The 25,494-nt window shown below is 73.0% G+C and carries 32 protein-coding genes; 19 read left to right on the forward strand and 13 right to left on the reverse strand.

All coding sequences use genetic code 11. The features are described 5' to 3' along the window. Positions 1-9: 9 nt before the first annotated feature. From ureB to IEZ31_RS16650, 8 genes are all read left to right on the forward strand, one after another. Positions 10-510 carry an urease subunit beta gene (gene ureB / locus IEZ31_RS16615; RefSeq protein WP_190250760.1) on the forward strand — a complete coding sequence of 167 codons (501 nt, stop codon included), beginning with the start codon at positions 10-12 and terminating at the stop codon, positions 508-510. After that, positions 507-2,225: an urease subunit alpha gene (locus tag IEZ31_RS16620; protein ID WP_190250761.1), complete on the forward strand. Its 1,719-nt coding sequence runs from the start codon at positions 507-509 to the stop codon at positions 2,223-2,225. The genes ureB and IEZ31_RS16620 overlap by 4 nt, the downstream gene beginning before the upstream one ends. 22 nt (positions 2,226-2,247) lie before the next feature. Next, entirely contained in the window at positions 2,248-2,811 is a 564-nt protein-coding gene (locus IEZ31_RS16625) for an urease accessory protein UreE (RefSeq protein WP_190250762.1), read from the forward strand. Continuing rightward, positions 2,808-3,515: an urease accessory protein UreF gene (locus IEZ31_RS16630; RefSeq protein ID WP_229835238.1), complete on the forward strand. Its 708-nt coding sequence runs from the start codon at positions 2,808-2,810 to the stop codon at positions 3,513-3,515. Before IEZ31_RS16625 ends, IEZ31_RS16630 begins: the two co-directional genes overlap by 4 nt. Before the next feature lie 68 nt (positions 3,516-3,583). Further along, complete coding sequence (gene ureG, locus IEZ31_RS16635) at positions 3,584-4,213, forward strand: urease accessory protein UreG (protein ID WP_190250763.1); 630 nt, start codon at positions 3,584-3,586, stop codon at positions 4,211-4,213. Then, positions 4,210-5,124 carry an urease accessory protein UreD gene (locus tag IEZ31_RS16640; protein ID WP_190250764.1) on the forward strand — a complete coding sequence of 305 codons (915 nt, stop codon included), beginning with the start codon at positions 4,210-4,212 and terminating at the stop codon, positions 5,122-5,124. Before ureG ends, IEZ31_RS16640 begins: the two co-directional genes overlap by 4 nt. Next, positions 5,124-6,161: an urea transporter gene (gene yut, locus IEZ31_RS16645; RefSeq protein ID WP_190250765.1), complete on the forward strand. Its 1,038-nt coding sequence runs from the start codon at positions 5,124-5,126 to the stop codon at positions 6,159-6,161. The genes IEZ31_RS16640 and yut overlap by 1 nt, the downstream gene beginning before the upstream one ends. A 59-nt stretch (positions 6,162-6,220) precedes the next feature. Further along, positions 6,221-6,859 (forward strand): DUF1275 family protein, encoded by a 639-nt coding sequence (locus tag IEZ31_RS16650; RefSeq protein WP_190250766.1) that lies wholly within the window; start codon positions 6,221-6,223, stop codon positions 6,857-6,859. 36 nt (positions 6,860-6,895) lie between these two features. Here IEZ31_RS16650 and amt read toward each other — a convergent pair whose 3' ends face one another. After that, entirely contained in the window at positions 6,896-8,560 is a 1,665-nt protein-coding gene (amt, locus tag IEZ31_RS16655; protein ID WP_190250767.1) for an ammonium transporter, read from the reverse strand. Between the two features lie 102 nt (positions 8,561-8,662). Further along, complete coding sequence (locus IEZ31_RS16660) at positions 8,663-10,267, reverse strand: methyl-accepting chemotaxis protein (RefSeq protein WP_190250768.1); 1,605 nt, start codon at positions 10,265-10,267, stop codon at positions 8,663-8,665. A gap of 219 nt (positions 10,268-10,486) precedes the next feature. Here IEZ31_RS16660 and IEZ31_RS16665 point away from each other — a divergent pair, with 219 nt between their 5' ends. Next, complete coding sequence (locus IEZ31_RS16665; RefSeq protein WP_190250769.1) at positions 10,487-11,212, forward strand: DUF6082 family protein; 726 nt, start codon at positions 10,487-10,489, stop codon at positions 11,210-11,212. A gap of 59 nt (positions 11,213-11,271) precedes the next feature. Here the strand turns inward: IEZ31_RS16665 and IEZ31_RS16670 are convergent, their stop codons facing one another. The 3 genes from IEZ31_RS16670 to IEZ31_RS16680 all read right to left on the reverse strand — a co-directional run bounded on the left by IEZ31_RS16670 (position 11,272) and on the right by IEZ31_RS16680 (position 12,527). After that, positions 11,272-11,472, reverse strand: coding sequence for a DUF397 domain-containing protein (locus IEZ31_RS16670; RefSeq protein WP_190250770.1), 201 nt, complete (start codon positions 11,470-11,472; stop codon positions 11,272-11,274). A 111-nt stretch (positions 11,473-11,583) separates the two neighbouring features. After that, the gene (locus tag IEZ31_RS16675) at positions 11,584-12,222 is read right to left on the reverse strand and encodes a hypothetical protein (RefSeq protein WP_190250771.1); all 639 of its coding nucleotides are present in this window, start codon (positions 12,220-12,222) and stop codon (positions 11,584-11,586) included. Between the two features lie 44 nt (positions 12,223-12,266). Continuing rightward, the gene (locus tag IEZ31_RS16680; protein WP_190250772.1) at positions 12,267-12,527 is read right to left on the reverse strand and encodes a hypothetical protein; all 261 of its coding nucleotides are present in this window, start codon (positions 12,525-12,527) and stop codon (positions 12,267-12,269) included. A gap of 91 nt (positions 12,528-12,618) precedes the next feature. On the opposite strand from IEZ31_RS16680, the gene IEZ31_RS16685 reads away from it, so the two are divergent. From IEZ31_RS16685 to IEZ31_RS16700, 4 genes are all read left to right on the forward strand, one after another. Further along, positions 12,619-12,861 carry a hypothetical protein gene (locus IEZ31_RS16685; RefSeq protein WP_190250773.1) on the forward strand — a complete coding sequence of 81 codons (243 nt, stop codon included), beginning with the start codon at positions 12,619-12,621 and terminating at the stop codon, positions 12,859-12,861. A gap of 88 nt (positions 12,862-12,949) precedes the next feature. After that, complete coding sequence (locus IEZ31_RS16690; protein WP_190250774.1) at positions 12,950-13,441, forward strand: sigma-70 family RNA polymerase sigma factor; 492 nt, start codon at positions 12,950-12,952, stop codon at positions 13,439-13,441. Between the two features lie 233 nt (positions 13,442-13,674). Next, positions 13,675-14,244 carry a hypothetical protein gene (locus IEZ31_RS16695; RefSeq protein WP_190250775.1) on the forward strand — a complete coding sequence of 190 codons (570 nt, stop codon included), beginning with the start codon at positions 13,675-13,677 and terminating at the stop codon, positions 14,242-14,244. Next, the gene (locus tag IEZ31_RS16700) at positions 14,231-15,358 is read left to right on the forward strand and encodes a hypothetical protein (RefSeq protein ID WP_190250776.1); all 1,128 of its coding nucleotides are present in this window, start codon (positions 14,231-14,233) and stop codon (positions 15,356-15,358) included. Before IEZ31_RS16695 ends, IEZ31_RS16700 begins: the two co-directional genes overlap by 14 nt. Here the strand turns inward: IEZ31_RS16700 and IEZ31_RS16705 are convergent. The 6 genes from IEZ31_RS16705 to IEZ31_RS16730 all read right to left on the reverse strand — a co-directional run bounded on the left by IEZ31_RS16705 (position 15,345) and on the right by IEZ31_RS16730 (position 20,835). Then, complete coding sequence (locus IEZ31_RS16705; protein WP_190250855.1) at positions 15,345-15,854, reverse strand: class I SAM-dependent methyltransferase; 510 nt, start codon at positions 15,852-15,854, stop codon at positions 15,345-15,347. The genes IEZ31_RS16700 and IEZ31_RS16705 overlap by 14 nt on opposite strands. Before the next feature lie 98 nt (positions 15,855-15,952). Continuing rightward, positions 15,953-16,927, reverse strand: a complete 975-nt coding sequence (locus tag IEZ31_RS16710; RefSeq protein ID WP_190250777.1) for a helix-turn-helix transcriptional regulator — start codon at positions 16,925-16,927, stop codon at positions 15,953-15,955. 2 nt (positions 16,928-16,929) lie between these two features. Continuing rightward, positions 16,930-17,838: an SDR family oxidoreductase gene (locus IEZ31_RS16715; RefSeq protein ID WP_190250778.1), complete on the reverse strand. Its 909-nt coding sequence runs from the start codon at positions 17,836-17,838 to the stop codon at positions 16,930-16,932. 65 nt (positions 17,839-17,903) lie between these two features. Further along, on the reverse strand, positions 17,904-18,782 hold the full coding sequence (locus IEZ31_RS16720; protein WP_190250779.1) for a metallophosphoesterase family protein: 879 nt from the start codon (positions 18,780-18,782) through the stop codon (positions 17,904-17,906). Then, positions 18,782-19,246, reverse strand: a complete 465-nt coding sequence (locus tag IEZ31_RS16725) for an Rv0361 family membrane protein (protein WP_190250780.1) — start codon at positions 19,244-19,246, stop codon at positions 18,782-18,784. The genes IEZ31_RS16720 and IEZ31_RS16725 overlap by 1 nt, the downstream gene beginning before the upstream one ends. Before the next feature lie 101 nt (positions 19,247-19,347). Then, on the reverse strand, positions 19,348-20,835 hold the full coding sequence (locus IEZ31_RS16730) for an MFS transporter (RefSeq protein WP_229835247.1): 1,488 nt from the start codon (positions 20,833-20,835) through the stop codon (positions 19,348-19,350). A 107-nt stretch (positions 20,836-20,942) separates the two neighbouring features. On the opposite strand from IEZ31_RS16730, the gene IEZ31_RS16735 reads away from it, so the two are divergent. From IEZ31_RS16735 to IEZ31_RS16760, 6 genes are all read left to right on the forward strand, one after another. Further along, entirely contained in the window at positions 20,943-21,503 is a 561-nt protein-coding gene (locus IEZ31_RS16735) for a TetR/AcrR family transcriptional regulator (protein WP_229835249.1), read from the forward strand. Positions 21,504-21,539: 36 nt separating this feature from the next. Further along, positions 21,540-22,049 (forward strand): SigE family RNA polymerase sigma factor, encoded by a 510-nt coding sequence (locus IEZ31_RS16740; RefSeq protein WP_229835250.1) that lies wholly within the window; start codon positions 21,540-21,542, stop codon positions 22,047-22,049. Further along, on the forward strand, positions 22,046-23,239 hold the full coding sequence (locus tag IEZ31_RS16745) for a hypothetical protein (protein ID WP_190250782.1): 1,194 nt from the start codon (positions 22,046-22,048) through the stop codon (positions 23,237-23,239). Before IEZ31_RS16740 ends, IEZ31_RS16745 begins: the two co-directional genes overlap by 4 nt. Before the next feature lie 79 nt (positions 23,240-23,318). Then, a complete protein-coding gene (locus IEZ31_RS16750) occupies positions 23,319-23,516 on the forward strand; it encodes a hypothetical protein (RefSeq protein ID WP_190250783.1) in 198 nt (65 codons plus the stop codon). Between the two features lie 75 nt (positions 23,517-23,591). Continuing rightward, positions 23,592-24,224: a pyridoxamine 5'-phosphate oxidase family protein gene (locus IEZ31_RS16755; protein WP_229835251.1), complete on the forward strand. Its 633-nt coding sequence runs from the start codon at positions 23,592-23,594 to the stop codon at positions 24,222-24,224. Between the two features lie 4 nt (positions 24,225-24,228). Beyond that, positions 24,229-24,417 (forward strand): antitoxin, encoded by a 189-nt coding sequence (locus IEZ31_RS16760; RefSeq protein WP_190250785.1) that lies wholly within the window; start codon positions 24,229-24,231, stop codon positions 24,415-24,417. On the opposite strand, the gene IEZ31_RS16765 is transcribed toward IEZ31_RS16760, so the two are convergent. Together IEZ31_RS16765 and IEZ31_RS16770 are read right to left on the reverse strand one after the other, a co-directional pair. Then, positions 24,414-24,932 (reverse strand): NUDIX hydrolase, encoded by a 519-nt coding sequence (locus tag IEZ31_RS16765; protein WP_190250786.1) that lies wholly within the window; start codon positions 24,930-24,932, stop codon positions 24,414-24,416. The genes IEZ31_RS16760 and IEZ31_RS16765 overlap by 4 nt on opposite strands. 3 nt (positions 24,933-24,935) lie before the next feature. Next, positions 24,936-25,490, reverse strand: coding sequence for a CGNR zinc finger domain-containing protein (locus tag IEZ31_RS16770; protein ID WP_190250787.1), 555 nt, complete (start codon positions 25,488-25,490; stop codon positions 24,936-24,938). Positions 25,491-25,494 lie beyond the last annotated feature (4 nt).

Here is a 25,494-nt window from a genome sequence, read left to right on the forward strand (position 1 = left end):
GCAGCGGACATGTCGAAGCCCAGCCATGCGGAGACCCGGCACAAGGCGATCCGGCCGATCGGCGGGTACGTGCTCGCGGACGAGCCGTTGGAGCTCAACGCCGGCCGGCCGACCTCGACGATCGAGGTTGTCAACACGGGAGACCGACCCGTCCAGGTCGGCTCGCATTTCCACTTCTACGAAGTCAACCGCTATCTCGAGTTCGACCGTGACGCCGCCTTCGGCATGCGCCTGGACATCCCGGCGACCACGGCCGTGCGGTTCGAGCCCGGCGACAGGAAGACGATCGCCCTCGTCCCGTTCGGCGGGAAGCAGCGGGTGCAGGGGTTCAACGGTCTGGTGGACGGCTGGGCCGGCACGGGCGCCCCCGGGTACCAGCCCGAGCGCAGCGAGGCGGCCGCCCGGGCCGCCCGGCGTGGTTTCAAGTCCCGCCCGGCGACGAGCGAGGGCGACGGCACCGGCACACCGGCCACGTCGAGGAAGCCGAGCGCGAAGGAGCGGCGGGGATGAGCCGGATATCGCGGAGCCAGTACGTCGACCTCTACGGTCCGACGCTCGGCGACAAGATTCGTCTCGGCGACACCGACCTGTACATCGAGATCGAGCAGGATCTGCGCGTGCTCGGCGACGAGGCGATCTACGGCGGCGGCAAGACGCTGCGCGACGGCATGGGGATGGACAACTCGCTGTCCAGCGCGGGCGGAGCGCTCGACCTCGTCATCACCAACGTGGTGGTCGTCGATGCCGTCGTCGGCGTCGTCAAGGCCGACGTCGGGATCAAGGACGGCCTGATCGTCGGCATCGGCAAGGCCGGCAATCCCAGCACGATGGACGGCGTCACCCCGAGCCTGGCCGTGGGCCCGGCGACGGACGCGATCTCCGGGGAGCACCTCATCCTGACCGCGGCCGGGTTCGACGCGCACGTGCACTACGTGTCGCCGCAGCAGGCGTACGACGCGCTGAGCAACGGCATCACGACGCTCTGGGGCGGCGGGGTCGGGCCGACGGACGGTACCAACGGCACCACGATCTCGTCCGGCGTGTGGAACCTCGCCACGATGATGCGGGCCGCCGAGGGCGTGCCGGTCAACCTCGGGTTCCTGGGCAAGGGCAGCTGCTCGACGCGCGAACCGCTGGACGAGCAGATCGCCGCCGGCGCGGCGGGGCTGAAGATCCACGAGGACTGGGGTGCGACCCCCTCGGTGATCAGGGCCGCGCTGAGCGCCGCCGACGACTTCGACATCCAGATCAGCCTGCACACGGACACGCTCAACGAGAGCGGCTTCGTGGAGGACACCATCGCCGCGTTCGAGGGCCGCACGATCCACACCTTCCACACGGAGGGCGCGGGTGGCGGGCACGCACCGGACATCATCAAGGTCGCCGGCCAGACGAGCGTCCTGCCGAGCTCGACGAATCCGACGCTGCCGTACGGCGTCAACTCGCAGTCCGAACTGTTCGACATGATCATGTTCTGCCACAACCTCAACCCGAAGGTCCCCTCGGACGTCGCGTTCGCCGAGAGCCGGGTCCGGCCGGAGACGATCGCCGCCGAGAACGTCCTGCACGACCTCGGCGCCATCTCGATGATCTCCAGCGACAGCCAGGCGATGGGCCGGGTCGGTGAGAGCTTCCTGCGCGCGATCCAGCTCGCGCAGGCGATGAAGGCCGCCCGCGGCAAGCTCCCCGAGGACGCGCCGGGCAACGACAACTTCCGGGTGCTGCGGTACCTCGCGAAGGTGACGATCAACCCGGCCATCACCCAGGGCGTGGCCCACGTGCTCGGCTCGATCGAGCACGGCAAGCTGGCCGACCTCGTGCTGTGGGAACCGGGCTTCTTCGGCGCCAAGCCGAAGATGGTGATCAAGGGTGGCGTCATCAGCTGGGCGGCCGCCGGAAGCTCGGACGCGTCGTTGCCGCTGACCGAGCCCGTGATGTACAAGCCGATGTTCGGGGCGTTCGGGGCGGCGCAGGCGCAGACCTGCGTGACGTTCATGTCGCAGGCGGGCTACGACGCCGGCGTGGGCGAGCGGCTCGGCCTGCGGCGTCAGGTCATGCCGATCAAGGGGACGCGCGGGCTGACCAAGCAGGACATGGTGCGCAACGACAAGACCCCGCAGATCGACGTCGACCCGGAGACCTTCGCCGTCAAGGTCGACGGCGTGCACGCCACCGTGCCGCCGGCCTCGGCGCTCTCCATGAACCAGCTGTACTTCTTCAGCTGACCCGACGAAGAGGGAGCGCGCGATGCTCGTCGAATCAGTGCTCGGCAACGCCGCCGACCCCGGCTGGCAGGACCGGCTGGCCGGGATCCACGTGGACCGGCTCGTCCTGGACCAGTGGGAGGCCCAGAAGCATCGGCTGCGCAAGCACACGAGCGGAGGGGTCGAGGTGGCGCTGTCGCTGGGGCGCGGGACGCGGCTCAGGGACGGCGACATCCTCGCCTGGGACGATCCGGGCGGCACGGCGACCGTCGTCCACCTCATGCTCGGCGAGGTGATGGCGGTCGACCTCGGCGAGGTCGCGTCGCTCCCGCCCGAGACGCTGGTCCGCACGGCGGTCGAGTTCGGGCACGCCATCGGCAACCAGCACTGGCCGGCCGTCGTGAAGGGCACGACGGTGTACGTACCGGTCACCGTCGATCGCAAGGTCATGGACTCGGTCATGCGGACCCACGCGTTCGCCGGGGTCTCCCACGGGTTCGTGGACGGCACCGAGGTCCTGGCGTTCCTGGCCCCGCACGAGGCACGGCGGCTGTTCGGCGGGGCCGACGTGGCCGGGCACGCGCATCTCGCCGCGGAGCCCGGTTGAACGTCGTCCCGGGGGCACCGATGATCCCGGAGCTGATGCGGGTCCTCCAGTTCACCGACTCGATGTTCCCGGTCGGGGCGTTCTCGTTCTCCAACGCGCTGGAGCCGGCGGTGCAGCACGGCGTCGTCCACGACCGGTCGACGCTGGAGGAGTTCGTGCGCACCGCGACCCACGTCGCGGCCGGCACTGACGGCATCGCGCTGCTGGAGAGCCACCGCGCCACCCGCGCCGGCGACGCGGACCGGGTCAGGCGGGCGGACGAGGCCGTCTACGCGCGCAAGCTCAACGAGGAGATGCGCACGATGACCACCCGCATGGGCCGCAAGCTGGTGGAGGGCGCCGCCGCCGTCGTCGCGGACCCGGTCCTGACCCGGCACGCCGGGGAGATCGCCGCGGGCACCGTTCCCGGCACGTACCCGGTCGGTGCCGGGGTGCTCTTCGCCGTGCTCGGGCTGCCCGAGGAGGCCGCGTTCGCCGCGCACCAGTACGGGACGGCGGCGATGATCCTGGGCGCCGCCGTCCGGCTCATGCCGATCCACCATCTCGACGCCCAGACGGTGCTGTTCGCCGTCAACGCCACGGCACACCGGCACTACGAACGCGTGGCCGCGGCGACGATCGAGGACATGTCGTCGTTCGCGCCGGTGACCGACGTCCTGGCCGCGGCGCACGTACGGGCGCACGTTCGGATGTTCATCAACTGAGGCTCACCGAGAGTCACCGAGGTTCACGCAGCCTCACCGAGGCTCACCGAGATTTCACCGGGGGAAGCATGAAGACAGCCAGTCGCATCGGTGTCGGGGGGCCGGTCGGCAGCGGGAAGACGGCGATCATCGAGGCGCTGGTGCCGCGGCTGGTCGCCAGCGGGCTCCGGGTGCTCGTCGTGACGAACGACGTGGTCACCACCGAGGACGCCGCGCACGTCCGGCGGGTGCTCACCGGCGTGCTGCAGGCGGACCGGATCATCGGGGTGGAGACGGGCGCCTGCCCGCACACCGCCGTGCGGGAGGACCCGAGCATGAACCTCGCCGCGGTCGAGGACATGGAATCCAGGTTCCCCGACACCGACGTCGTCCTGATCGAGAGCGGCGGCGACAACCTCACCCTCACGTTCAGCCCGGCCCTGGTGGACTTCTTCGTCTACGTGATCGACGTGGCGGCCGGCGACAAGATCCCGCGCAAGAACGGCCCGGGCATCTCGCGGTCGGATCTGCTCGTGGTCAACAAGGTGGACCTGGCGCCCTACGTCGACGCGGATCTGGCCGTGATGCGGCGCGACGCCGACACGATGCGGGGCGGCAAGCCGGTCGTCTTCACCAACTGCAAGACCGGCGAGGGTGTCGACGAGGTCCTCACGGTCATCCGCCGCGAGACCCTGTTCGGAATGGCGCTGAACGAATGACCGAGCTGGACGACGCCGTCGAGCTGGCGCCGTACCACGACGAGCCGGCGCAGCTGCCCAGCGGCGCGCCCGGCAAGCGCGGAGTGCTGCGTCTCGGGTTCGAGCGCCGCGGCGACCGGACGATCCTCGCCGACCTGCACCGGCAGGCCCCGCTGCTGGTGCAGCAGGCCCTGTACTGGGACGAGGCGATGCCCGGCCTCGCCTGCGTGTTCATCATCACGACGTCGGGCGGGCTGCTGCAGGGTGACCGGCACACGATCCGGGTGCGGCTCGCCGAGCACGCGCAGGCCCACCTGACGACCCAGTCCGCGACGAAGATCCAGCAGATGGACGCGAACTACGCGGCGCAGACGCAGGACATCGCGCTGGAGGAGGGGGCGTATCTCGAGTACCTGCCGGACCCGGTGATCCCGTACCGGAACAGCCGGTACATCACCCGGACCCGGGTGTCGCTGCCGGAGAGCGCGACGATGCTGTACGCCGAGATCATCCTGCCCGGCCGCAAGTACCACCGCGACAGCGAACTGTTCGGGTACGACCTGTTCTCCTCGACGCTGCGGGTCGCCCGCCCCGACGGCCGCGAACTGTTCGTGGAGAAGTTCGTCGTCGAGCCGGGTCGCTTTCCGGTCGATCGCTGCGCGGTGATGGCCGGGTTCCACGTCCTCGCCAACGTCGTCCTGCTCACCTCGGCCGCCCGCGCCGAGCGCGTGATCGACCAGGTCCCGGTCACCTTCGGCGCGGCCGACCCGGTCGTGGCCGGGGTGAGCCGGCTGCCGAACGGCGCCGGCCTGATCTACAAGGTGCTCGGGGCGGACTCGGAACCGGTGCGCGCCGCGGTACGGGACTTCTGGGCGCTGGTCCGCCGCGAGATCGTCGGCGTGCCGCTCGCGCCGGCGTTCAGTTGGCGCTGATGGCGGTGAACCGGATCGTCCGGACCTGGGACTCGATGGCCGACCGGCACCCGGCCGGGCGGTTCGTCGACGCGTGCCTGCGCGGTGCCAGCCAGGTGATGCTGCAGAACAACCCGCTCACCGGCCTGCTCATCCTGGCCGCCATCGCCTGGGGCTCGATCCGGACGGGCACCCCGGCGGTCCTCGTCGGCGTGCTGGTGGCGCTGGTCGTCGGCACGCTCACGGCCCTGCTGCTGCGGGTCGACGCGTCGTCGTGGCGGCAGGGCCTGTTCGGGTTCAGCCCGCTGCTGACCGGCGCGGCGCTGCCCACGTTCCTCGCGGTCCGGCCGCTGCTGTGGGTGTACGTGGTGGTGGGGGCGGCCGTGACCACCGTGGTCACGCTCGCGCTGAGCAACGTCCTCGGGACCTGGGGCGTGGCCGCCCTGACCTTCCCGTTCGTGCTGACGTCCTGGTTCCTGCTGATGGGCGCCTACCAGTTCGCCCGGATCAGGATCAGCACCCTGAGTCACCCCGCGCTCCCGGCCCCGCCGGAGTCCGCCCATGTGCCGCTGACCGTCGAGTACCTGGCCACCGGCATGGCGAAGGGGGTCGCCCAGGTCTTCCTCATCGACGACTGGATCAGCGGCGCCGTCATCCTGGTCGCGCTGGCGGTCAACTCCCGCGTGGTCGCCCTCGCCGCGATCCTGGGCACGGTGGTGGGCACCCTCGTCGCGGTCGGCCTGGGCGTGCCCGGCGACCCGGTCGGCAAGGGCATCTGGGGCTTCAACGCGGTGCTCACGGCGGTCGCGCTGGGTGCGGTGCTCTACCGGCCGTCGGCGGCCGTGACCGCCTATGCGTTGCTCGGGACGCTCACCACCGTCGGCGTGCAGGCCGCGCTCACCACCGCGCTGACGCCGTTGGGCGTCCCCACGCTGACGGCGCCGTTCGTGGTCGCCACCTGGCTGTTCCTGCTGCCGAAGCGGGACTTCGCCCCGATTCCGCACCACGAGCGAGTCGAGGAGGCGACGGCGGTCACCACCGCCAGACCGAAGCACTGAGCCGGGTGGGGGCGCCGGACTCCCAAGCGGAGTTCAGATTCCCGGTGCTGGCACTGGCCATGGCCACGGCTGTCGCGGGCCTCATGGACGCCTTGGCCCTGACGCGGTACGGCGTCTTCGTCGCCAACCAGTCGGGCAATCTCATCCACGTGGGCATGGGACTGGCCGGCCACGACCCGTTGTGGCCCGCATCGGCGGCTTCGATCGGCGCGTTCGGCGTCGGCGCGGGGATCGCGTCCCGGGTGCGCCGCGTTCGCGGTCCGGATCCCGCCGTCGTCGAGTTCGGTCTGGCGCTCGCCGCCCTGATCCTCTGGGCGGTCGTGGACGCCGCGCTCGACCGCGGTGTCCCGGGTGCCCCGGGCCCGCGGGCCGTGCTCGCCGCCGCGGGCGCCTTCTTCATGGGCTGTTTCGGCGGGCTGTTCGTCCGGACCGCGGGGATCGCCACCACGATCACGTACCACTCGGGAACCGTCATGAAGACCGGGGAACGCCTCGTCGCCTGGATGACCGGCAGCGGCCAGGCCCGCCGGAAGGCATCCCAGGGCGCGGCGCTGGGACTGCTCGGGCTCGCGGGCTACGTCAGCGGAGCCTTCCTCGGCACGCTGAGCTCGAACCGTCCGATGCTGACCTTCGCCCTCGTGCTGCTCGTCCTCGTCGCACTCATGCTGACGCTGCGGTCGCTGCGGCGCCGGCGATGAGCGCAGCGGCTCAGCGGGCGCGGCCGGGCGGCGCGATCAACGCTCGACGCTGGCGCTGGGCGTGACGACCTGCACGAATCCCTCCGGGTGTTCGGCCGAGAACCGGTCGAACAGGTGCAGGACCGCCCCGACGTTGCGTTCGGGGACGAGGACCTCGACCCGCAGCCGGCTGACGAGTTCGAGGTTGCGCCGGTATCCGCGGACCGTCTGTGCCTGGGGTGTCTCGACGGCGGCGTGTGCCTCGGTGACCACGACCGATGTTGCGCCGGCGTGTGCCAGGGCGTCTTCGAGCTCGTCGGTGTGGACGCGTTCGGGATCGAGCAGGCCGGTGACGAGGCTGGTGGTGCCGTCGGGCCCGGCGGCCACGGGGCGTGGGGCCGCCCTGGTGGGCGCGGCCGCGGGCTTGGCTTCCGGGCCGCCCGAGCCGGGCAGGCCCGAGATCGCGTCGAGGTGGTACGCCTCGATGGCCTGCTGGACCCGGTCGAGGCGGCCCTCGTCGGCCGGTGCGACCCGCAGGCCGACGGTCTTCTCGACGGCGAAGGCGATGACCCAGGTGAGGCAGAACGAGAACGCCGCGACTGCCAGCACCGCGACGACCTGGCGGCCGAGAAGGCCGCCGCCACCGCCGAAGAACAGGCCGTTGGCGCCGAGGCTGTTGGCCGATCGCTGGCCGAAGAAGCCCAGCAGCAGGGTGCCGGTCATGCCGCCGACGAAGTGCACGGCGACGACATCGAGCGCGTCGTCGAACCGGAAGAAGTACTTCACCCGCAGCGCCAGGTAGCAGACGAGGCCCGCGATCGCCCCGATGGCCAGTGCCGACAACGTGCTGACGAAGCCCGCACACGGGGTGACCGTCGCGAGGCCGGCGACGGCGCCGGACGCACCACCCAGCACCGTGGCGTGGCCGCTGCGGAGCCGTTCCAGGATCAGCCAGACCACCAGGCCGGCCGCCGCGGCGACATGGGTGTTGAGCAGCGCCTGCGCCGCGATGCCGTCCGCGCGCAGCCCGTCGCCCGCGTTGAAGCCGAACCATCCGAACCAGAGGATGCCGGCGCCGACGATCGTCAACGGCAGCGAGTTGGGCAGGGTTCCCACGCGCGGCCAGTTCCGGCGGCGGCCGACGACGAGGAGCATGGCCAGCACCGCGGCGCCCGCGGAGGTGTGCACCACCAGGCCGCCGGCCCAGTCCTGCGCCCCGAACTTGGCCAGCCAGCCGCCGGGGTGCCAGAGCCAGTGCGCGATCGGCGCGTACACGATCACCGACCAGACGGCGATGAAGACCGCCCAGCCGAAGAGCCGCAGGCGTCCCGCGGTCGCCCCGGTGATGAGCGCGGGGGTGATGATCGCGAACATCATCTGGAACGTCACGAACGCCAGCGTGGGGATGGTGACGCCCGGGGCCACCACGTGGAACGCGGGCGCGGGCGCGGGCGTCGTCCCGGCACGCATCAGCCCGAACAGCTTGAGGTTGCCGACCAGGCCGGTGCCGGCGTCGTCGCCGAACGCGATGGTGTAGCCCAGCAGGATCCAGGTGATGCTCACCACGCCGAGCGGGATGAAGTTCTGCTGCAGCATGGCCAGGGTGTTGCGGCTCGGCACCTGGCCGGCGTAGAAGAACGCCAGGCCAGGGGTCATGAACAACACCAGCGCGGCGCAGATCAGCACCCAGGCGGTGTCGGCGCCGTTCAGGACGTTCGGCATGGCACTCTCCTCGGCGGCCACAGGTGCGGTGCGGGCACCCGCCGAGTTCCCCTGACACCGCGTTTGCAACCTGGATCGCGGGGGGAGAGCGCGGCTGCGTGCTCAGACCCTGAAGCGGGCGACCACCCGCTGCAGCTCGTCGGACACGCGGGACAGCTCGGCGGCCGTGGCGTTCGCCTCGGTGAGCGCGGCGGTCGTCCGCTGGGTGGCGACGGCGACGCCGCCGATGTTCGTGGCGATGTTCGCGCTGCCGTCGGAGGCGTCGCCGACGCTGCGGCTCATCTCGCTCGTCGTGGCCGTCTGCTCCTCGACCGCCGAGGCGATCGTCACCTGGTAGTCGTTGATCCGGCCGATGATCCGGCTGATCTCGCCGATCGCCTCGACCGCGTTCTCGGTGTCGGCCTGGATCGCCTGCACCCGCTTGCCGATGTCGTCGGTCGCCTTCGCCGTCTCCTGGGCCAGGTCCTTGACCTCGCCGGCGACCACGGCGAACCCCTTGCCGGCGTCGCCGGCCCGGGCCGCCTCGATCGTCGCGTTGAGGGCGAGCAGGTTGGTCTGCTCGGCGATCGCGGTGATGACCTTGACGACGTTGCCGATCTCGGTGCTGGACTCGCCGAGCTTCGACACGATCCGGTTCGTGGTCCCGGCGACCCCGACGGCCTCGGCGGCGACCCGCGCGGCGTCGTTGGCGTTCTGGCTGATCTCGCGGATCGAGGCGCCCATCTCCTGGGAGCCGGCGGCGACCGTCGACACGTTCGACGACACCTCCTCGGCCGCCCCCGCGACGACGTTGGCCTGCGCGGCGGCCTCCTCGGCGGAGGCGGCGATGCGGGCGGCGACGCCGTCGAGCTGCCCGCTGGACACGCCGAGCGTCCGGGCGCTGCCGGCCAGCGCGGCCACGGTCTCCCGCAGCCCGTCGCGGGCCCGGTTGACGGCCGCGGCCATCGCCCCGATCTCGTCGCTGGACAGCACCTCGGCCGGCCTGGTCAGGTCGCCGTCGGCGACCGCGTCGAGCGCCGCGCCGGCGCTGCGGACCTGCCGCTTGATGCGCGAGGCCACGTACAGGCCGAGGGCGAGCGCGAGCAGCAGCCCGGCGACGAGGCAGGTGAGGACGACGGCGCGGGAGCGCCGGTACGAGTCGGTGGCGTCGGCGGCCATCCGGTCGGCCGAGCTGACCTCGGCCTCCTCCAGGGCGACGGCGGCCTCGTTCATCGCGGTCTCGGCGCTCTGGAAGGCGCCCCGCACGTCGCTGGGCATGGTGAAGCCGGCGGGCGGTGCCTTACGGTAGATGACGACGTCGCGCAGCGTCCGGTAGTCCCGCGACGCCGTGCCGAACTTGTCGAGCGCGTCGTGCCGGCTGCCGGCGGCCGCCGTGGTGTACGCCGCGAGCGCCCGGTCGACGGCGCTGTCGGACTGCGCCGACAGCTGCTGCGCCTCGGCGTGCTGGGCGTCGGTCGTGGCGGCGAGCTGGAGCACGAGCGCGCGGTACCCGTCGGCCATCGCCCCGCGGATCGCGGCGACGTACGACATCGTCCTGACGTGCTGCTCCTTCATGCCGGTGAGATCGTCGTTGAGCGCGCCCATGCGCAGCAGCCCGATCGCGCTCACCACGGCGGCCACCACGACGACGGTCAGGACGGCCGTCAGGATCTTCGTCGCGACCCCGAGGTTCGCGAACCACCCGCCGCGCCCGCTGCTGCCGGCCATCACAACCCTGCCCCTCACCCACACGTGAACTGCCGATCGATGTCATCGGCACGGGCGGGACGAACCTGAGCAATCGGGTCGAACCACGCCCCGGACGGCGCGGCCAGCGCCCCAGGGCGCGGTCGCCACGAATGCGCCCCGCACGCCGAGCACGGGCCGGTTGAAGGCTCCGGCCACAATGAGACCCATGGATGCCCGGGCTCTCGGGCGGAGCGCGACATGAAGCGCTCGCCCGCCACCACCGTCGCGTCGGTCACGGCGCTCAGCGCCGTCTTGGTGGTGCTGGTCGTCGCGTCGCCGCTTCTGCTGGCCGGCGTCGGGTCAGCCTCCGTCGACTGGCACCTGCTGGCGGACGTGGGCCAGGCGTACGGCGCCACGACCGCGGTGCTGTCCGGCCTGGCCTTCTGCGGTGTGGCGGTTTCGCTACTGCTGCAGTGGCGGCAGAACCGCATCACGCAGGTGCACTCGCTGCGGCAGCGGCACTTCGAACTCGTCCGGCTCGCCCTCGACGACCACCGGTACCTGTTCGTGGAGGGCCGTCGTCCAGCAAGCGACCCTGACGCGGTCCTGAAGGTCTACGCCAACCTGACGGTGAGCCACTGGGCCATGTGCTGGGACATGGACGCCATGACCGAGGACGCGGTGCGGGCCGGCGCGACCCGGCTGTTCGAGAGCGCCCTGGCGCGCGAGTGGTGGCAGGAGTACTGGCCTACGTACCTCAAGTCGCGGCGCCGGCGAGCTTTCGTGGATCTGCTGACGGCCGCCTGCGCGCAGGCGGCCGCGCGGGATGCCGCAGAGCCGGTCCCGGACGTGGCGCCGGACCCGGCACCGGCGTCCGCCTCGCGTTCCCGGCGGCGGTCGACGGACCGGGCGGTGGCCGTGGTGATCGGCGCGACGCTCGGCGCTGCCGTCGCCCTCTACCTCAGCCGCCGGCGCGGACGCTGAGCGACCGACCACGGCGACTGTGGCGCCTGGCCGCGCGGTACGCCGACGACGGTTGACCGTCAGCCTCGGTCGAATGCCCCGGCGCGCAGATGCGCCAGAAAACCGTCCCAGGCGGCCGCGTTCACCATCACGTGCGGCCCGCGCCGGTCCTTCGAGTCCCGGACGGCGACGCCGGTGGGCAGGACCGCCACCTCGACACAGTCATTGGTGATCGCGCTCCGGCTGCTCTTCCGCCAAGGCCATGCGGACACATCGTCCATGATCGTGACACCACCGTCCTCGGTACGGGTCCCAGTCGGCTAACGAGCGGATTCCGCTCGGGGATACGGATGGCCGGAGGGCGGGCGAATCGTGGTACCGACGGGAGACCCTCAGCGCAGGACCGGCTCGTCCCGCTCGATGCGCTCGCGCCAGGCGTCGATGTCGATGTCGGTGCCGTCCTCGCGGAGGACCTCGGCGACGACCAGGTCGGCCAGGGGGCGGCCGGGGGTGGGGTCCTCGACCCGCTCCAGCTCGATGTACGACGGTGCGACCAGGCGGGTCCGCACCGTGCCGGTCACCAGGTCGGGGACGAACTCGTCGTCGAGGACCGTGACCGTGGCGCGCAGGTCGCCGTGGACCATGACCAGCTTGTCGGTCATCGTGCCGCCGAACGTGCGCGCGTCGAGGTCGCCGAGGACGAGCAGCTTCGGGTCGCAGCCGAAGAACACGTCGCCCACCCGCAGCCGGCCGAGCACGATGAGCGCCTGCGCGCCGTCGTCCTCGTCGATGAGGTTGCCGTCGATCGTGAGGTCTCCGTCGACGACGTACCCGGTCGCGCGCTCGGCCGTCTCCCCGGTGCCCCACGGGGTGTGCTCGTGGTCGGAGAGCGACAGTGTCCCGCCGACCGTGGCGGGCCCCGGCACGAGGATGTACTCCTCGTCGTACAGGTTGCGGTACGTCGACTCCGGCAGGCCGCGCCGCTCGAACAGCGCGACGGCCTCGCCCCAGGACAGGTAGCTGGTAGGCACGCCGCACCGTACCAAGCGGGCGTGCCGGCCCGACACGCCCTTCGCTACGAAACCGTGACCATTACCGGCCGCTGCGGTGTCATGACGCTTTTGCAATAGACGACCGAAAATATCGCCTGCTGCGCCCGATGCGCTGCAACTTGCAGATTCGGGCGCGCGCCGTGACGGGCCTGCGACGCCCGGTCGTCGAGCCAGGTCAGCCCGGGATCCGGGCCGCCGCGGGAAAGGGCGACCCGCTCGCCGCATTCGCCGGCGGGCGATGTCCGGTTCGCTATAGTGGCCCGGTTCGTGCCGCTGGACCCCACTCGAACCTTCTTGGCCGGAGCGATTGAGTGCGGTCCCCTCAAGACATCAACAGGGAGTGCCATGGCCTCGCGCGGGTCAGGGCGGACCGTCGTGTCCGCCGCCGAATACCGAAAGGTGTTCGGATTGTTCAAGTACTACCACCGGGCCGCGGTCACACTGGCCGTGCTGAGCCTGTCACGAGCCGCGATCGGGCTGCTGCCGCCCGCCGCGGTGCCGGGCGCCTGGGTCGACGGAATGCATTTCGCGTGCTGCGCGCTCGGCTGCGGATATGTCGCCGCGCCGTACACCCGACGGTTTCTCGAAATGATCACGCTCGTTCGCGAGCGGCCCTGACGAACACCGGCCGGGCGGCGACCCCGCCCGGCCATCCGTCCATTACGGCAGCGGAGACGAAATGGTCTACGATCCGCGAGAAGGCTCGATGACGCCAACCGCTTTCGAGAATTTCTATCGCACCCAGTTCGGCCCCGTGGTCGCATTCCTGATCAGGTTCGGTGCCGATCCCGCCGAGGCGGAGGACGCCGTGCAGAGTGCCATGATGTCGCTGTTGCTGCACCCGCGCCGGATCGACAAGCCCGCCGCCTGGATCCGGGTCGTCGCGCGCAACAACTGGCTGCGGGCGATGCGCCTGCGCGCCGCGGCGGTGCCCGCCGGCGTGTCCCACGAGCGGCTCGAGCCACCCCCGGACCACGCCGGCCCGGCCGGCGACCCGGCCCGCCACCACGCCGAGCAGGACGTCGCGCGGCGCGCGATCCGGTCCCTGCCGCCGAGCCAGCGGGAGATCCTCGCTCTGGTGTTCGACGGTTACCGGCCCCTGGAGATCGCGCGGATCATCGGCAAGCGGCCGGAGGCGGTGCGGTCGAACCTCGCGCTCGCCCGCCGCAGCCTGAGCCAGTTGCTCATCGACGGCTGAAGCTGGGCCCGCCGACCCGACCTTCTCTTTGGCCGGAGCGCGGGACGGCGGGCCCCCTCAAGACACGGCGGACCGTGCCTCGCTCGTTCGCCACGTAACCGCGCGGTCGCGCCTCGTGGCTCCAGTACCTAGAGGTCCCCCCGGACCCGAAACGTCAAACTCTGTGAGACAGGTCACATGGACCGAGAACCAGCCGGCCCCGCGCACCGGGGCCCACGATGACCCGCCCGCTCATGAACCACGACAGCGAACAGCTCGCCGCGGCCAACCGGGACCGCCGCGGCGACGGCCTCTGGCTCGCCGAGTCGTCACGGTTCGACGTGTTCTTCATGGACTCGTACAGCGAGACCGTCGACATCATGCAACTGCTCGGCGGCAGCGACGCGGACGCGCCGCAGGCCGTCGAGAACGCGCTGACCCTCGTGCGGATGTCGGGCCGCGACGACGTGCCCGCCCCGTTCCTCGACGCGCTCTCGCTGGCCTTCCTGCTGCGCGGCTGGCGCTGGGACCGGATGCTCACCGACCAGTGGAACGCGCTGAGTCCCCGCCCGGCCCCCCCGCCCGCGCTCGACCCCGGCCGGCGCTTCGACACCCACGGGTGGCTCGACCAGCGGGTCACCGCGATGGACGACGCCCAGCAACGGCTGGTCCAGCAGATCTACGGGCCGATGCGCCCCCGCCGGATCGTCGCGCTGCTGGAGGCCCCGGCGGTACGCGTCGGCGCCGAGCTGGCCCGGTGCTGGGAGCCGCTGCCCTCGCCGCACCGCGCCGGACGGGACTGGAGCGCGCATGACCTCGGCTGAGCGCTCCGCCGCGGTGGCCCGGCTGGTCGCCGAGCTGCGGTCGGCGCGCGCCCTCGACCCGGCCCGGCCGCACGCCGACCGGGGCCACGTCCTGCGCCGGCTCGCCGCGGTCAAGCAGCGCGCGCAGGACGGCGCCGCCGGCGTGGAGACCGGCGACCGGCTGGCCGAGCAGCAGCGGCAGTGGGAGGCCACGGCCCTGGAGGTCGCGTCCGAGATCATGGCCCGCGCCCGGCGCATCGCCGACCTCGAGGTCGCGGCGGCGCTCGACCGGGCCCGGCAGCGGGCCGAGGAGATCGTGCAGAGCGCCGCCGGGCGGTACACGCCGCCGCCACGATCGGCCCGGTCGCCCGCCGAGCCGGCGAACCCGGCGAACCCGGCGAACCCGGCCCGGACCGTGCGGTCGGGGTCGGCGGTGCGGCGGGTCTCGCAGTACAACACCGACGGGTACGGCGCGCGCCATCACCTCGACCGGACCCTGCAGCGGGCCGGTGCCGAGCGGGCCCGGATCGTCGCGGAGGCGCGGGCCGAGGCGCGGCGGATCCTGGAGGAGTCGCAGGAGCACGCCCGGCGCATCGTGGACGAGGCCGCGCGCGAGGCCGACCGGATCATCCAGCGGGCCCGGCTGCACAGCCTGAACGACTGGATGTCGATCATCCCGCGACCCGGCGCGGAGACCGTCCGGCACGGGACGGACGCGCCGGCCCGGCTGCACAGCGTCGCGGTCTCCAGCATGCCGCTCCCGCAGCGCCTGCCGGTGCCGCCGCTCCCCCAGCGGGCCGGGGAGGGCCGCGTCCCGCTTCGGCAGCGGCTCGCCGGCCCGGGCGCGCCGCTGCCACCGCTTCCGCAACGGAAGCCGGCGCCGCGGCCCCGGCCGGCGGACGACCCCCGGGTCGAGCTGCACCGGCTCCGCGAGCAGCTCTGGGACGAGGTGTACACCTGGATCCGCTTCGACGTCCCGGACGAGGCGGAGGCGGGCCGGCTCACCGGCCTGGCCTTCGACTGGGCGTTCGCGCAGGCCGACCAGTTCCGCGAGCCCGGCGAGAACTGGCGCACCTGCCTGCTGCGTGCCACGGAGCACATCCTGGACACCGCGGCCGGCGTCAGCGGGCGCTGAAGACCGCCACCAGGAAGTCCGACGAGGGGGTGAAGGGCCGCAGGTCCCACGTGCCGAGGAGGTGGTCGGGCGTCAGCCCGGCGCTCGCGGCGTCGGCGAGGAAGGCGTCGAACTCGTACCCGCGGCCGGCCCCGAACCCGGTCACCACCCGTCCACCGGGCGCGAGGTGCGCCGCGCACCGGCGCAGGACGTCCACCCGCGTGGACGGCGCGAGGAACGCGAGCACGTTGCCCGCGCTGACCACGACGTCGAACCGGTCGGGCAGGTCGAGCTCGGCGAGGTCCCCGACGAGGTACCGCGGCCCGGGATGATCCTCCCGCGCCGCCGCTATCAGCTGCGGGTCGAGGTCGACCGCCACCACGTCGTGCCCGGCGGCGGCCAGCGCCCCGGCCACCCGCCCGCTGCCGCATCCGGCATCGAGGATGCGCGCCTTGCGCGGCACCATGGCGTCGATGAACCGCGCCTCACCGGCCAGGTCCTCCCCGCGCTCGGCCATCGCCCGGAACCGTTCGATGTACCACTGCGAGTGCCCCGGGTCCTCGGCAACCTTGCGCAGCCACAGGTTCTCGGTCTCCCTCACCGGCCCCACTCTAGTCACGATCCGCCGGCGTAGAGCGCGGCCAGGCGGGCCGCCGAGCCGGCGAGCAGCGAACGGAGCTCGGGCGGGGACAGGACCTCCGCCTCCGGGCCCAGCGAGAGCAGCTGCGAGTGGGCGACCCGGACGGACTCCGAGGGCAGCGTCACCGTCACCCAGCCGGCCGCGTCCGGCGCCGTCGCGCTCTGCAGGGCCGCGCGGTAGGCGAGGGGCTCCACCGCGTGCCGGAGGTGGCGCACGCCGGCCTCGCTCAGCCGCACCGTCACCGTCTCCGACAGCAGCGCGCGCTCGAAGCCGGCGGCCTGCTCGGCCCAGAACGACGCCAGGTCGAAGGACTCGTCGCGGTCGAAGCGGGCGCCGGTCTCGGCCGCGGAGCGGACGCGGTCCACGCGGTAGGTGCGCGGGGTCGCGCCGACGCGGCCCACGAGATACCACGTCCCGTTCTTCAGGACCAGCCCGAGCGGCTCGACGGTGCGGGTCACCTCGGCGGCCCGGCCCGCGTAGACGACGGCCACCACCCGGTCCTCCCACACGGCCCGCGCGAGGCCGGCCAGCAGCGGCGGCGGGTCGGCGTCGCGGAACCAGCCGGGAGCGTCGAGGTGGAAGCGCTGGCGGGCGCTCGCCGACGCCTGGCGCAGGGTGCCCGGGAGGGCGGCGGCGACCTTCAGCTCGGCCGCCGCGAGCGCCTCGCCGAGGCCCATGTCCCGGGCCGGGCCGGGCAGCCCGGACAGGAACAGGGCCTCGGCCTCGGCCCGGCTGAGGCCGTTGAGCCGCGTGCGGTAACCGTCGAGCAGCCGGTAGCCGCCGGCGCGGCCCTGCTCCGCGTAGACGGGCACCCCCGCCGCGGACAGGGCCAGCACGTCACGGTAGATCGTGCGCTCCGACACCTCCAGCTCCGCGGCCAGCTCGGCGGCCGTGCGCGGCCCGCCCGCCTGCAGCAGCAGGACGAGCGAGATGAGCCGGGAGACGCGCACGGCTAACGGTAGCCCGTGGGGTCGGCCGGGCGGCCCGGCGTCATCACCTCGGCGTCGTACCGCCACCAGTCGGGCCGGCTCCCGTCGGCGTCGGTGAAGCCGTACTCCTGCGCCAGCCCGCCGCTCGACAGCGACCTGCCGTTCCAGCGGGCCACGTCGGGGTCGGCGGCGAGCGCGGCGACCGCCCGCCCGACGTACACCGGCGACTCCGACATGACGAAGTGCGGCTCCGTGACGTCGTGCCAGGTGTCCTCGGTCACGCCGTAGTGCTCGAGCATCACCTCCGAGCGCATCCAGCCCGGCGTGAGCGCGACCGCGGTGGCCCCGTGCGGCTCCAGCTCGTGCGCGAGCGCGAAGGCCATCCGCAGCACGGAGGCCTTCGCCAGGTCATAGAAGAAGCTCACCCGGTACCGCTGGGCGTTGTACTCCGCGGTCCCGTCGGTCATCTCGACGACCAGGCCACCGGGCTTGCGCACGAGCAGCGGCAGCGCGGCGTGGCTGGTGATGACGTGCGTCTCGACCTGCCGGCGCAGCAGCCGCAGGCCGCGCTCGAGGTCGTCCTCCCACAGCGGCTTGTCCCAGGCGAAGCTGCCCTCGCCGCCCCAGATGTCGTTGACGAGCACGTCGAGCCGCCGCTGCTCGGCGTCGATCCGCTCGACGACGCCCCGGACCTGCTCCGGGTCGAGGTGGTCGGCCTGGATCGCGATGCCGGTGCCGCCGGCCGCGGTGACGAGCTCGGCGGTGTCCTCGATGGTCTCGGGGCGCTGGTACTCGGACTGCTGGGTGCGGGTGGTGCGGCCGGTGCAGTACACGGTGGCTCCGGCGGCGCCGAGCTGCACGGCGATCTGCCGCCCGGCCCCGCGCGTGGCCCCGGCGACGAGCGCCACCTTCCCGCTCAGTGGTGTGGTCATGCCGGCAACGGTGCCAGCAAACCCTGACAACCGCTGTCAGTGTTCCCGCACGAACCTGGATCGCATCAGGAGTGCCCTTCCAGGTAGGAGGCGAGGTCGAGGTGGTCGCCGTGGACCTCGCTCAGCCACGGATCCGCGACGAGCTCGAAGGTGCCCGCCGCGGTGTCGTACAGCCCGATCGCGCCGGGCATCACGCGCTGGTCGGGGTTGCTCTGCTCCGGGCGCCGCCGGTTGTGCCGCGGGTAGACCAGCTCGGACAGCGCGTACGAGACGGTCCGCCCGTAGCGGCGGGGGCCGTTCGGGTGGTGGTAGTGCCCGCTCACGTGCAGCGCGGGCCGCAGGTGGTCGATGAGCGCGGTGAGCTTCGGCGACCCCTGCGGCTCGCCCCGCCAGTTCGTGCACAGCCCGTGCGGCCCGTCGTGCGTGACGAGGATGTCGGCGCTGCCGGGCGGCGCGGCGAGCAGCTCGGCGTGGGCGGCGGGGTCGAGGTCCATGTACCCCGGCTCCTCCACCCGGCCGAGGAACGCCACCCGCTGCCCGGCCACCTCGATGACCGAGCCGTCGGCGACGTGCCGGACGGCACCCAGCGGGTCGACCGCGGCGACCGGGCCGACCGGGCCGTCGTGCAGGGCGGCCAGGAACTCGAAGTCCTCGTGGTTGCCGCTGACGAACAGCATCGGCGGCAGCAGTTCCAGCGCCCCGCGGACGGCCGCGGCCAGGCCGGGGTCCGGGTCGAGCAGCCGGAAGAAGTCGCCCTCGGCCGGGTGCTCGGCGAGGAACCGCCGGCTGGGCGCGTCCATCCGCTCCACGCTGGGAAACGCCCCGAGGTCGCCGACCTGCACGACGGCGTCGAGCCGCACACCGCGACGCCGCTGCAGCAGGAGCAGCGCCGCGAACGCGTGCAGCAGCCGCCCGTGCACGTCGCCGACGAACGCGACCAGCATCAGTACGGCTGCCCGCAGACCCGCCAGGTGCCGTTCTCCTTCAGCAGGACGAACGTGTGCTGATCGGTGAAGCCGGTGTCCAGCGTGAGGCGCATGGTGACGGTGCCGGTCGTGCGGCCGTTGGAGCCGGTGTTCACGAAGACGCCCTGGACGGCGTGGTCCTTGATCTTCGGCTGCTTGGCGACGCCCGCGGCGAAGGCCTCCCGCGTGTATGCGCCGCGGGTGTCCGCGCAGAGCGAGTCGTAGGCGGCGTCGGTGTTGCCGGCCTCGAGGTACTGGACGAACGCCTCGGCGGCGTCGCGGGTCGGGCCGACCGCGTCCTTCACATTGCGGAACAGGAAGTAGCCGCCGACACCCGCGCCGACGCAGCACACCGCCAGGACGACGCCGACCACGATGAGCACGGTGCGCAGCGTCCGGCTGCGCTGCGGCTGCTGCGGCACCTGATACGACTGGTACGCCATCGACCCCTCCCCCGTTGTCGATCGAGCGGCCTCAGCGTACCGGCGCCGGCGGCTCCCCGGTATGCACCGAACGGACGCTCGGGGACGGCGGGAACCGGGGGTCAGCCGGTCCGCGCGTGCGCGGCGTGGTGCAGGCCCTCCGGCTCCGGCGGGAGGTCCTCGACGCCCACCTCCACCGCCTGCTGGTGGCGGCGGCGGGCCGACGGCAGGATCAGCGCGGCGACGATGCCGAGCACCGCCACGCCCGCGCAGAGCCAGAAGCCCTCGGTGAAGGCGTCGTCGGTCGGCAGCCCCTGCGGCGTCGTGTTGGACGCGATGACCGCGGCGATCACGGCGGTACCGATGCTGCTGCCGATCGTCCGCGCGATCGTGTTGACGCTGGCCGCCTCGCCGGTGTGCGTGACGGGGACGCTCTCGATGATCGCGTTGGACATCGCCGCGAACGCCAGGCCGATGCCGGCGCCCGTGAGCAGGCCGGAGACCAGGATCTGCCACAGCTCGCCGTGCCCGACGGCCGGCAGGGCGAACGCCGCGGTGACCGCGATCGCGCCGAGGGTCATCGGCACCTTCGGCCCGAAGCGGCGGTCGAGCAGCCCGGCCAGTGGTCCGAACACCAGCATCATCAGGGTCGTGGGCAGCAGGAACAGGCCGGCCTGGGAGACCGACTTGCCGAAGCCGTAGCCGGTCGCGGCGGGCAGTTCGAGCAGCGTCGGGACGAGCACGAACGTGCCGAACATCGCGAAGCCGAAGATGAGCGCGACCAGGTTCGTCGCCCACACGCCGCGCAGCGCCATGAGCCGGATGTCGACGAGCGGCTCGCGGACCCGCAGCTCGACCACGACGAACACGACGAGGGCGAGCACACCCAGGGCAAGCAGGCCGACTGTCTGCGTGCTGCCCCAGCCCCACTCGCGGCCCTTGCTGATCGCCAGCAGCAGCGCGACGAGCGAGACCGAGAGGATCGCCGCGCCGACCAGGTCGAGGCGGCCGGGGGCGCGCACCGGCGACTCGGGCACGCCGAAGTACACGCCGGCCAGGGCGACGGCGACGATGACGAGCGGGAACCAGAACAGCCAGTGCCAGGAGAGGTGGTCGACGATCGGGCCGGCGGCGACGATGCCGACGCCCGCGCCGATGCCGAAGATCGCCGAGAGCAGGCCGACGGTCACGCCGACCCGCTCGCGGGGCAGCTCGTCGCGGACGATGCCGATCGACAGCGGCATGATCGCGCCGGCCGCGCCCTGCAGGGCCCGGGCGACGATGAGCACCGCGAGGTTCGGGGCCAGGGCGGCCAGCAGGGTGCCGGCGGCCAGCAGCACCAGGACGACGAGCATGACCTTCCGCTTGCCGACCATGTCGCCGAGGCGGCCGAGGATCGGCGTCAGCACCGAGGCGGACAGCAGGTAGGCGGTCAGAATCCAGCTGATGTCGCCCGTGGAGGCGTCGAGGTCGCGCGCGATGATCGGCAGCGCCGGCGCGACCAGCGACTGCAGCACCGCGAACGCGAGGCCGCCGAGCGACAGGAACAGCACGACGAGCGTGCTGTTGGCATGGCGCCCGGTGCGCGCCTCCGTGACGGTTGGTGACACGGCAAACCCCTCAAGTAAACGATTGTTGACTTGAACGGTAGCGACCATCCCGGAATCAAGTCAACAGCGGTTTACATCACACCGGCGGCCTCGATACCCTGGTGCGGGTGGAACCCAGCCCGCGCCGCCGCGACGCCGACCGGACCCGGCGGCTGCTGCTCGACGCCGCCCTCGTCCGGTTCACCCGGGACGGCTACGCGGCCACCCGGCTGCGGGACGTCGCCGAGGACGCCCGGGTCAACGTCGCGCTCGTCAGCCGGTACTTCGAGTCCAAGGAGGGGCTGTTCGCCGCCTGCCTGACGAAGGCCGGCGACGAGCTGCGCCGCTCCCCCGGCGACGCGTCCCTGGAGACCGCCCCGGCCGCCATCGCGGCGCAGATCGTCGGCCGGGCCCTGCCCGAGCGGCCGTACCAGCTGCTGCTCCTGCTGCGCTCCTCCGGCGACGAGCGCGCCGAGCAGATCCGGCTGGGCGTCCTGCGCGGCTACAGCGAGCGCCTCGCCGCGGCCGCCGGCGAGCCGCACCGGCTGCTCGAGGCGCAGGTCGTGCTCGCCGCCACCGCCGGCCTGGTCCTGCTGCGCAAGTCCGGCCTGGAGCCGCTCGGCACCGCGACCGAGGACGACCTCGCCGGCCCGCTCCGCGACATGATCGAGGCGTTGCTGCGGCGGTGACGGAACCTTTCCCGGCGCGGCGGCGTAGGAGAAGGCGTGGAGCACGACGAACCGTTCGCGGCGTTCATGGCCACCGCCAAAGACCGGCTCTACCGGGTCGCGTACCTGCTCAGCGGCGACGCCGGAGAGGCCGAGGAGCTGACCCAGCACGCCCTGGTGCGCACCTACACGGCGTGGGCCCGGCTCGACCGCGGTGACCCGTACGGCTACGCCCGCCGCATCCTGGTGAACCTGCACACCGACCGGTGGCGGCGGCTGCTGCGGCGGGAGCAGCCGGCCGCGCTGCTGCCCGACCGCCCCGCGACCGGGCGGGACCCGGCCGACACGGCGGTCGCCCGCACCGGGCTGACCCGGGCCCTGCGCCAGCTGACCCGGCGCGAGCGGGCCGTCGTCGTGTGCCGCTACTACCTCGACCTCACCGAGCAGCAGACCGCGGACGAGCTGGGCATCGCGCTCGGGACGGTCAAGAGCGCGACCGCCCGGGCCCTGGGCAAGCTGCGCGTCCACCCCGAGCTGCGCCCCGTGACCCGGCAGGAGGCGTCGTGATGCACACCCTCGACGAACTGCGCCGCGCGCTGGCCGACGAGGCCGCCGGCCGCACGACCCGCACGACGTTCGACGACGTCCGGCGGGCGGTGCGCCGGCGGCGGCTGCGGGCGGTCTCCGGCGGACTGGCGGCCCTGCTCGCCGGCGCCGTGGCGGCCGGCTCCGCCGCCGCCCTGACCGCGGGCGGCCCGTCGCCCTCGCCGGCCCCGGCGACGGGCTCCGCGAGCGTGGGCGGGACGGTCTCCCTCGAACCGTTCGAGTCGCTGCCGCCGGCCGGGCCGGCCGTCCACACCGGCGTGCGGTTCGGGACGGAGGAGGAGCTCGTCCTGTGGTACCAGGACGACATCAACGGCGTGCTGGCCGGGGTGCGGCACACCGCGACGGGCAAGGTCCGCCGGTTGGACGGGGCTGCGGGTGTACCGCAGGCCGGCCGGTTCGGCATGACCCTGGAGCTCGACGACCGCAACGGCGGGATCGTCGACTACGGCGTCTTCGGGGCGGCCGGCGCCGCCGTCCGGGTCACCGCCGACGGGACGACGACGAGCGCGACGACCGCGCCCGTCCCGGGCGTCGCCGGCGCGACCCTGTTCTGGGCCCGCCGCACCGGCGCCGCGGTCGGCCCGACGGGCGTGCCCGGCGGCGGGCCGGCCGACCTGGCGATCAGCGCCGTCGACGGCCGGGGCCGGGTGATCGCCACCGGCGACCGGCCGCGGCGCAGCGACGGCGCGATCCTCCAGCACGACTCGGCGACGCAGATCGGCGCGCGGATCGGCACCGGCCTCGCCTCGCCCACGCTCGGCGAGCTGGTCTTCTGGTTCCAGGGCGACGAGCACTCGGCGGTGCTGTACGCCGGCTGCGTCGACGCCGCCGGAACGGTCACGCCGCTGCGGGCGCTCGTCACCCTGCAGCGGCCGCCGTTCGACATCGGCTTCTACGGCGGCTTCCACACGTTCGACCTGGGCGACGGCGGCGTGGTCAGCGTGGGCCAGTACGCCGGGGCCGCCGCCACGGTCGAGATGCGCGGCACGGCCGGCGCGGCAGCCCGGCACGGCTCGGGCGCGTGGAGCGCCCACCCGCGGCTGCGGGTCTTCTGGGCCGTCGGCATCCCCGGCCGGCCGCTGGGCTTCGCCTACGACGGCGCCGGCACGCAGCTCGGCACCACCGACTTCACCCGGCCGGGAGGAGGGTGACGTTGGTTTCGCGGCGGTGCCACCGGGCAGTCGGGCGGCTGTCCGAGCGCCGTGCGCGGCACCGACCGAGGAGCCTTCCGTGTACATCGTCCGACCCGGCAGCGTGCTCGCCCGCACGGCCGCCGAGATGCTCGACCGGCACGCCGACGCCGGCGGGACCTGCCCCGCCTGCGGGCACGCCGCACCGTGCCCGCCCGCCGACACTGCCCGTGCCGTGACCGACGCCGTCGAGCCGCACCACCCGCGCCACGCCCTGGATCCGGCGCTGACCCTCTGACGCACACCGTGTGCGATGCTCCCGCGACCCTCGGTGTCAGGGTGGATCACCACTTCGAGGGCGGGGAGGGCGAGCGTGGACTCCTTGGACAGGGGGTTGCCGGGCACGGCCGGCGAGCACCTCATGCAGGTGCGGGCCGGCACCGTGGAGCGGGCGGAGCGGTTCTACCGCCAGCAGGTGCTGCCCGAGCTCAACAACCACATGGCCGAGTTCGTCGGTCGCCAGGAGATGATGTTCGTGTCGACCGCGAGCGCGCTCGGGCACTGCGACTGCACGTTCCGGGCCGGGCCGCCGGGCTTCGTGCGGGTGCTCGGGCCCGGGCGGCTGGCCTGGCCGGAGTACCGCGGCAACGGCGTGCTGGCGAGCGTCGGCAACATGATCGAGAACCCGAACGTGGGGCTGCTGTTCGTGGACTTCTTCCGCGACGTCATCGGGCTGCACGTCAACGGCCACGCGACGATCGCCGCCGACGCCGAGATGCGCACGGCGTTCCCCGGCCTGCCGGTCGACCCGGTGCCCGGGCGGCGGGCGGAGCGGTGGGTCAACGTGTTCGTCGAGGAGGCCTACATCCACTGCGCGAAGCACATCCCCCACCTGCGGAAGGTGACCGCCGAGGACCGGGCCTGGGGCACCGACGACGTCCGCCGCAAAGGCGGCGACTTCTTCGGCGTCGCGGCCGGGGCCGCGGAGGGTGCACCGGTACGGTGAGGGGATGAACAGCTTCTTCGACAAGGTGAAGGATCTCGCCGGCCAGCACGACGACAAGGTCGACGCGGCGCTGGACAAGGTCGGCGACCAGATTGACGAGCGCACCGGCAACAAGTACAGCGACCACATCGACAAGGCCGTCGACGCGGCCAAGGAGCACACCGGCGAGGGCGACACGACCCGCCAGCCTTAAGGCTCGTCCGCACCCCAGACGCCGCCCGGCGCGAGCGCGGCGATGACCGCGGCGAGGCCGGGCGGCTCCAGCCGGTCGGGCAGCGCGACCAGTTCGGCCGGCCCGACCCAGACGTGGGCCTGCAGGTTGAGCTGCTCGTCCGGCAGCAGGCCGGTGCGCGCGAGGGCCGGCCGCTCGGCGTCGAACCGGGCGAGGAAGAACTGCTCCTCGCCCACGAACCGCTTGCCGTTCCACCGCACGTCCCGCTCGACGGCGACGAACGCCTCGCCGACCGCCGCCGGGTCGAGCCCGGTCTCCTCGGCCAGCTCCCGCCGCGCCGCCTCCAGGGGCGTCTCGCCCGGGTCGATGCCGCCGCCGGGCGGCTCCCACAGGCGGCTGCCGTCGAACGGGTCCCGCCAGTGCAGCAGCAGGACCCGCTGCGCGCGGTCGAGGCAGACGATGCGGGCCGCGGGCCGGTGATGTGTCTCCACGCCGCAGACCCTACGGCCGTCAGGGCCGCAGCCGGAACGCTCCATCGGTCACGAGCGTGCGCCGGGTGTCGCGGCCTTGCGGGCCCGGTAGGCCGTTACCGCGGCGCGGTTGCCGCAGCCGCCGTCGCAGTAGCGCTTGGAGCGGTTCTTCGACAGGTCGATGAGGACGCTGTCGCAGGTGTCCGACGCGCACGAGCGGAGCCGGGACAGCTCGCCGCTGCGGACCACGTCCACGAAGGCCATCGCCGCCTCCACCGCCATCCGCGTCGCCAGGGGCGCGTCCGTCGGGGTCGCGTGCAGGTGATACGGGTAGTCGTCGTGCCGCACCAGCTGGGGCAGGGCCCGGGAGTCGCGCAGGATGCCGTTCACCTCGGCCGCCAGTGCGTCCTCGTCCAGGTCCCACAAGCGGCGCAGGCGGGCGCGCAGGGCCCGGACCGAGCGGAGCTCCGCCTCCGTGCGCTCGTGGCGGCCGGTGAAGCCCCACTCCGCCAGGAACGCGGTCAGCGCCGCCACGTCGGGGAGCTGCTCGCCGTCCTGGCCGTCGGTGTTCGCCAACGCGACGGCGCAGGCGATGGCCAGCTCCGTGTCATGGGCAAAAACCATCTTG

Origin of the sequence: Dactylosporangium sucinum, assembly GCF_014647515.1 — a bacterium.
Lineage (GTDB): Bacteria > Actinomycetota > Actinomycetes > Mycobacteriales > Micromonosporaceae > Dactylosporangium > Dactylosporangium sucinum.